Genomic DNA, 6,125 nt, shown 5'->3' with positions numbered 1-6,125 from the left:
AAAACTACTTGACGGTTACAACAGTGGCTCCCGGATTATACGGCCATGATCCGCTGGAGACCAAAGCAAGTGAAACGGAAATCGAAAACGGTGAATACACGTCAGTGACCAAACTGTTCCTGGATCGCACGCCAGAAGACTAGACATGCAAAACCCGCCTCAGACCGATATAGAGGCGGGTTCTCTCGTTCACCAGGAATCACGGTATAGCTTGGCGCGACCTGATTTCTTCTCTGGCGCGGTCATTCATTCTTGCGGGGCTCCATTTTGGTTCCCATACCAGTGAGACTTTTACATCCTTGATCCCGGGTACCGATATTGCCGCTGCTTCTACATTCTGTACAATTTGATCAGCCAACGGGCATTGTGGAATCGTCAGGGTCATTTCAATGTTCGCTTGTCCCTTCGCCTCGTCGACCTCCACCTCATAGACCAGCCCCAGATCTACAATATTCACACCAATCTCAGGATCGATCACTTCTTCTAGTGCAGCCCATAATTTATCTTCTATCGCCATCGGAAGCACCTCTTTCATTCCTCGCACGGGGAGGGGAATGGACAATCATCACTTTTCTACTTTGACCGCTTAGGGATGATTTTATCCAATGGAGCATCGAACTGGATCCGATCATGCCAGTCGTGACAAATGACCTAAAAAGTCCGGTTTGTCCATCGTATCAGCCGCCTGATATTCGCGTCCTTCCCTCATGAAAGCAAAGTCGAAATAAAAATTCCTTTTTTTGCTCAAAGTAATACGTAAAGTGAGGTGATAAACGTGAATCATATGTAGGATTTTCCCAACGGAATCAGCTATGCACTTGCTTGCACCCACGATTTTACTATTGTTAGGAGATTGAGTTCCATGTCTAGATTTTTAATCAAATTAATCATTAACGGCGTGATCGTTGTCGGAAGCTTGATCTGGTTTACCAATGCGACTTGGGGTTCGGCCATACTTGCTGCACTTGGGTTAACCGTAATTGCCTACTTGCTTGGAGATCAGTTAATCCTGCGGGCAACCAATAATATTACGGCTACAATTGCCGATGCGGTAATCGCTGCCGTTTACTTATGGGCTGTTTCTCGCGCATTCAACTGGGATTTGAGTTTTGGGGAGCTGATTGCGACAGTTGCAATCCTAGGTGTCGCTGAATTTTTCTTCCATCGCTATTTAGGATTGAATGACGTTGCAAATGCAGGAACCGAAAAGTAAATGTACAACTTTCTGGGACTCCCCTCTAAGTATCACTCCTTAGAGGGGTTCATTCTCTATTGGGTTAACGCATGGTATGGGTTGAACATAATACATTCAGGTAAGGAGATCTGTAATAAAGTGAAAAAAACAGCAGTTGGTTCGTTTTTATTTGGTATCGGAATGATTGGCATGCTTGATGGAATCATCTTTCATCAAATCTTGCAATGGCATAGTGTAAATATGCACACCGATCGGGTCCACCAAATTATTAGTGACGGTCTTTTTCATTTATTGGTAACCATCATCATTTTTATTTCAGGCATCGTGTTATGGAGGGCTAACCCCCTGGACAAGCCAAGCTGCTTCTGGGGTAGTTTTTTATTAGGGGCTGGCACGTTTAATTTGGCCGAGGGGATTATAAATCACCATGTGTTACAAATTCATCATGTAAAGCCGGGGCCCAACCAGTTTCTTTTTGACATCTCATATGATATATGCGCTATTTTTCTGTTGCTCATTGGATGGATGCTAGTTCGCCGAGCCAGTCGTACTTAGTCGTGATTTTGCTTTTAATTACCTTCATAACATTCCTTTCCTAGGGAAACCATATCAACGGGTTAAAAAAACAGTTAGGAGAACCCACATGGATATAAAAACATTAATGAATTCTGGGAGGATGTTAATGGGAATCTTAAGTGGTAATCCTCAAAATGAGCCTATGCACTATGGTGAAGTCTTTGGAGTATGGAGTTATCTGGCTACAACAAAAGGTCTGCTTGTGGCATATCAAACGTTTATCAACCATACAGGGGATCAGGACCTGAAAAGCTTTCTCGAGGACGTTACACAGAGCATGAAGCAAGAAATTCAACAGATTGAAAATCTCTTGAAGGTAAATGGGATTGCTCCTCCCCCAACTGCACCCGAACGTCCAGTAGCTTCCCTAGAGAGCATCCCTGTAGGTGCACGATTTAACGATCCGGAAATCGCTGCTGGTGTTTCGAAGGACATTGCAACCGGTTTAGTCGCGTGCAGTCAAATCATTGGACAATCGATTCGAGAAGATATCGGTATGATGTTTGGTCAAATCCACACTGCTAAAGCTCAGTTTGGTGCAAGGCTGTTGCGAATCAACAAAGAAAAAGGCTGGTTAGTGCCACCGCCGCTTCATTTGCAGACCCCTGAACCTGTTCACGCGTAACAAAAGCTACAAGTAATCACCAAGAGAGACAATCAGCGGCATCCGGCTTCCTGGATGCCGCTCCCTATCATATCGATTCACTGTAAGTGGCAGGAATATCATGCCAGCTCGGTTATTTCCTTTATACACTCCGGCACATCGTTTTTGGGACTTCCGACTAAAGCTGGTACGGGATATGCGCGCATGTGAACCGGGTCATATGGCACAAGGAACGATTGAAGCAGAGCTGCATCATATCGTTCACGATCCAACCAGAATGGTTCGTCTTCTCGTTTCAGAATGACAGGCATTCGGTTGTGAATGTCCGCTACTAGGCTATTGGGCTGGGTGGTAATGATGGTACACGTGTGCAGCTTTTGACCGTCGACGGATGTCCAGGTATCATACAGACCGGCAAAAGCAAAAAGTTCTCCCGATCGCAGCATGATTCGCATGGGCCGTTTGCCTTTCGGACCCTGCTGCCACTCATAGAAGCCATCGGCAGGTATCAAGCAGCGTTTACGTTCCAATAGCCGACGGAAAGCAGGCTTTTCTCTGAGCGTTTCTGCACGGGCATTGATCAATTTGAATCCGCCCTTTGCATCCGAAGCCCAGGATGGGACGAGACCCCATTTCAGCTGGCCGATTCTGCGTTGGCCCTTGTCTTCGATAATTGCCGGGATGTTTTGTCCTGGAGCAATGTTGTATCGTGCCTGCCATTCAAAAGGGATAACCTCGATATGAAACCGCAGCACCAATTTGTCTGGATCCGTAACTAACGTAAAACGCCCGCACATATTACATCCCTCCTGCTAACATCTTTGCCAACGTAGGGAAGAGGGAAACACGTCCTCGTTTGACTGTAACAAGAGTTGGATGGCGTTCTTCATTTTAAGACAATCTGCTAGACTGCACTGAACTGCGACTGCGCCTGCGCCTGTTGGCAGTTTTTCTGAGGTGTACCCGGGTTCGGCAAGCACGCTGCGGAAAGACTGCCGCAGGCATATATCCTTGTCCACTTTCATGGCAGCATGAATCGGTATGGGGCCCCGGTATTGTGGGCCTACCGCTTTTGTCAGCTCTTCCCGCCCTTTTCACAAATACTATTTGCGCTTAAAATTTGCATAATCAATGAACACTATTTTTCCTTTTCGCTTTAACCGTAAATTACAGAGCTTTGGTTTGCCCTTACGAGTTAATACATCATCAGGCATAATTCCACGCTTCCTAAAATAAGCTATCGTTTTCTTCAGTTTTTTCCTATATTTCTTAGAGCGGGGAAATCTCCGCCAATACTTCACCATTTTTATCCAGGAATATTTTCGATGAAATTTTTTGATTCTCCCAAGATGCTTTCTCACCGAACGAGGTGATGAGTAGTATATGGACACTTCCTTTCTGTTGCTTCGCCTACCACGCTTTGACCTGGAAACCTTTAAAACATGGCCGTGTCCAATATCATAAACAATTCGATGTTTTCCCGATCCGATTCGTTTTTTAAGCTTATACATGGAATTACTGGCACCCCTTATTGAAGAATTCATACTTTTAGATTATTCGAATGGAAATGCCATGACCCCTGATCGAAAGCTTATTTTAGGACACAAATTACCTTGCTTGAATTGCAGCTCGTAGCCGTTTTTAAGAATCGTAAGCGATTGGCCATTTTGACGCTTGTTCAGCAGATTTGTCTTGTTTAGTCTCCCAGGGCTTAGGCCGTTGAGAAATAACAAAAAAACCCCTGATTTCTCAAGGGTTTTCGTATGGAGCGGGTGATGGGAATCGAACCCACGCCGCCAGCTTGGGAAGCTGGAGTTCTACCATTGAACTACACCCGCATATGGACGGGTATGACCAGCTTGTCTTGTATGTAAGTATGGTGCCGGTGAAGGGACTTGAACCCCCACGGTTTCCCTCACGATTTTGAGTCGCGCGCGTCTGCCATTCCGCCACACCGGCATAAAAAGTGTAATGATATTATAGCATCTTTCCAGCAAAAAAACAATCTAGAAAAGATGGTGCCGGCGATAGGACTTGAACCCACAACCCCCTGATTACAAGTCAGGTGCTCTACCAATTGAGCTACACCGGCATCATAACGTCGTCCATTTCGCGTTTTTGTGAACTAGGAGCGACGTTTATTAATTTAACATGAACAAAAAAGAACGTCAATACGTTTTTTACACATTTTCTGTCTTTGATAAAATTTCTTCAGCCCATTGCCGAAAGAGCTCTAATGCTTCCTCTATCTCGGGAAATATTCGCTCTTCCTCACACTCGAAGTCTGGAAACGAGGTGATTCGATTCTTGCGGATTCGCACGCCCACTTCCTCACAGCGAATATCCAGAAAAAATGGAACCGGCTCATCGATGCCGTAAGAGTTTTCCAAAAACTCGTAGGTTCTCACCCATTCGAGAATGCGTATCTCCGACGGCTTCAAGCGCAGGACTTGCTCCAGCGACATGATCGTTTCATTTCCGTAATAATGCATGAACCTCAGCCTTTCTAAACGAAGCGGTAATTAGCGTGATTCACAGCAACAGGCGGGCTTGCAACCCGCCTGGCTACGTATGTGCATTTAGAAGGAAGACAGCAGCTCTCTCAATTCTTTTACAATGACAGCCTGATAGCCGGTTCCTTCCCCGTATTGCTGAAGCATTTGCTCGCGCGCAACCTTGATCTTTTCGTCATAGTCAGGTGCATTGCGATCCGGGTTTTGCTGTTTGAAAGCAATCATTACTTCCTGCACATGTTTGGGACGAGGTCCCCAGGTCCCGAGCACATGCCCGCCTGTATCAGCAAAAATCACTACCGGAATGGCGCGTCCACCCATTGTGAGGAACTCGTCCATGAGATCGAGGTGATCTTCCATGATCATGATCTCAGTCGGGATCATGGTTGGCTCCAACGCCTTCAAAACAACCGGGACGTTGCGCACGACATCCCCGCACCAATCTGCAGCCAAGATCAGGCAACGCAAATCATCACGGTGCTGCAAGGAAGCAAAAAACGCCTGATCCTCTTCGCTTGGCCATGCAAAAGACTGTGACCAATTCTCGAAGGCTTCCTTGTTTTTATTCATTCCCTCTACAAATGCTTGCGGCTTGATTCCAGTTCGAAATTTGTGAGCGACATTGACTGCCATCTGCTTCTCCTCCAGTGTATCTTCTTTCTCTCTTCCACTTCCACGAAAAGAGGCAATACTCCTCTATTCTATTGCACTTTAAAGGTGTTATTCCTTATTATCAGCCTGTTTGCCCGGCTGATCTTCCTCTTTCGCCAATTCCATCATTTTTTGCAGCAATATATGCTGGGGCATATGCATCAGTCGCTCCAATGGCACATTCAAAGCCTCCGCCAGCTTAATTGCGGTCTCCGGTGATATTTGCAAGGGTCGCATACGATCAGCTCCTTTCTCATTCTCTCAGTATAATACAGGGTATATGGGCAATCCAGTTTGCAAAAAAAAATAATCCCTCGCAATAGAAGGGATTATTCGAAGCACCTATCCGATTATTTAGCAGCACTCGTTTTTTGGGTGAGGATACATGGTACGCCAAACCCAATCGTTCCGGGCTGTGACATCTTTTCCAAATAAGCCAACCCTCGTGAACACTGCTGTTTGCACACCTGACAGGTTTGGGATGTCACGATTTTCAGATTAACCTGATTGGGATGGTTTCGTTTATCCTTTTTGATTTTCTTTCCCTTGGCCACCCGTCATTCCCCCCATAGCCCTGAACTCAATC

General features: G+C 45.8%; 9 protein-coding genes and 3 tRNA genes. 3 read left to right on the top strand and 9 right to left on the bottom strand.

Annotated elements, in window-relative coordinates; all coding sequences use genetic code 11:
- Nucleotides 1-199: 199 nt before the first annotated feature.
- Nucleotides 200-517, bottom strand: coding sequence for a metal-sulfur cluster assembly factor (locus EDM58_RS20615; protein ID WP_122914987.1), 318 nt, complete (start codon nt 515-517; stop codon nt 200-202).
- A gap of 345 nt (nt 518-862) precedes the next feature.
- Between EDM58_RS20615 and EDM58_RS20610 the strand changes: the two genes are divergently transcribed.
- The 3 genes from EDM58_RS20610 to EDM58_RS20600 all read left to right on the top strand — a co-directional run bounded on the left by EDM58_RS20610 (nt 863) and on the right by EDM58_RS20600 (nt 2,396).
- A complete protein-coding gene (locus EDM58_RS20610; RefSeq protein WP_122914986.1) occupies nt 863-1,213 on the top strand; it encodes a DUF2512 family protein in 351 nt (116 codons plus the stop codon).
- Nucleotides 1,214-1,333: 120 nt separating this feature from the next.
- Complete coding sequence (locus EDM58_RS20605; protein WP_246000912.1) at nt 1,334-1,750, top strand: DUF2243 domain-containing protein; 417 nt, start codon at nt 1,334-1,336, stop codon at nt 1,748-1,750.
- 88 nt (nt 1,751-1,838) lie between these two features.
- Complete coding sequence (locus EDM58_RS20600) at nt 1,839-2,396, top strand: DUF3231 family protein (protein ID WP_122914984.1); 558 nt, start codon at nt 1,839-1,841, stop codon at nt 2,394-2,396.
- Nucleotides 2,397-2,494: 98 nt separating this feature from the next.
- On the opposite strand, the gene EDM58_RS20595 is transcribed toward EDM58_RS20600, so the two are convergent.
- The 8 genes from EDM58_RS20595 to EDM58_RS26280 all read right to left on the bottom strand — a co-directional run bounded on the left by EDM58_RS20595 (nt 2,495) and on the right by EDM58_RS26280 (nt 6,093).
- Nucleotides 2,495-3,172, bottom strand: a complete 678-nt coding sequence (locus tag EDM58_RS20595) for an SOS response-associated peptidase (protein ID WP_122914983.1) — start codon at nt 3,170-3,172, stop codon at nt 2,495-2,497.
- A 967-nt stretch (nt 3,173-4,139) separates the two neighbouring features.
- Nucleotides 4,140-4,213 (bottom strand) — tRNA-Gly (locus EDM58_RS20585).
- A 39-nt stretch (nt 4,214-4,252) separates the two neighbouring features.
- Nucleotides 4,253-4,334, bottom strand: a tRNA-Leu gene (locus EDM58_RS20580).
- A gap of 57 nt (nt 4,335-4,391) precedes the next feature.
- Nucleotides 4,392-4,467, bottom strand: a tRNA-Thr gene (locus tag EDM58_RS20575).
- A gap of 88 nt (nt 4,468-4,555) precedes the next feature.
- Entirely contained in the window at nt 4,556-4,867 is a 312-nt protein-coding gene (locus tag EDM58_RS20570) for a hypothetical protein (protein WP_122914981.1), read from the bottom strand.
- A gap of 87 nt (nt 4,868-4,954) precedes the next feature.
- Nucleotides 4,955-5,521, bottom strand: a complete 567-nt coding sequence (locus tag EDM58_RS20565; RefSeq protein ID WP_122914980.1) for a thioredoxin family protein — start codon at nt 5,519-5,521, stop codon at nt 4,955-4,957.
- A gap of 87 nt (nt 5,522-5,608) precedes the next feature.
- Entirely contained in the window at nt 5,609-5,776 is a 168-nt protein-coding gene (locus EDM58_RS20560; RefSeq protein ID WP_122914979.1) for a YycC family protein, read from the bottom strand.
- A 113-nt stretch (nt 5,777-5,889) separates the two neighbouring features.
- Nucleotides 5,890-6,093 carry a hypothetical protein gene (locus tag EDM58_RS26280; protein ID WP_122914978.1) on the bottom strand — a complete coding sequence of 68 codons (204 nt, stop codon included), beginning with the start codon at nt 6,091-6,093 and terminating at the stop codon, nt 5,890-5,892.
- Between the last annotated feature and the right edge of the window lie 32 nt (nt 6,094-6,125).

Source organism: Brevibacillus panacihumi (assembly GCF_003710985.1).
Lineage (GTDB): Bacteria > Bacillota > Bacilli > Brevibacillales > Brevibacillaceae > Brevibacillus > Brevibacillus panacihumi.
This window is presented reverse-complemented; position numbering and strand designations above follow the sequence as displayed.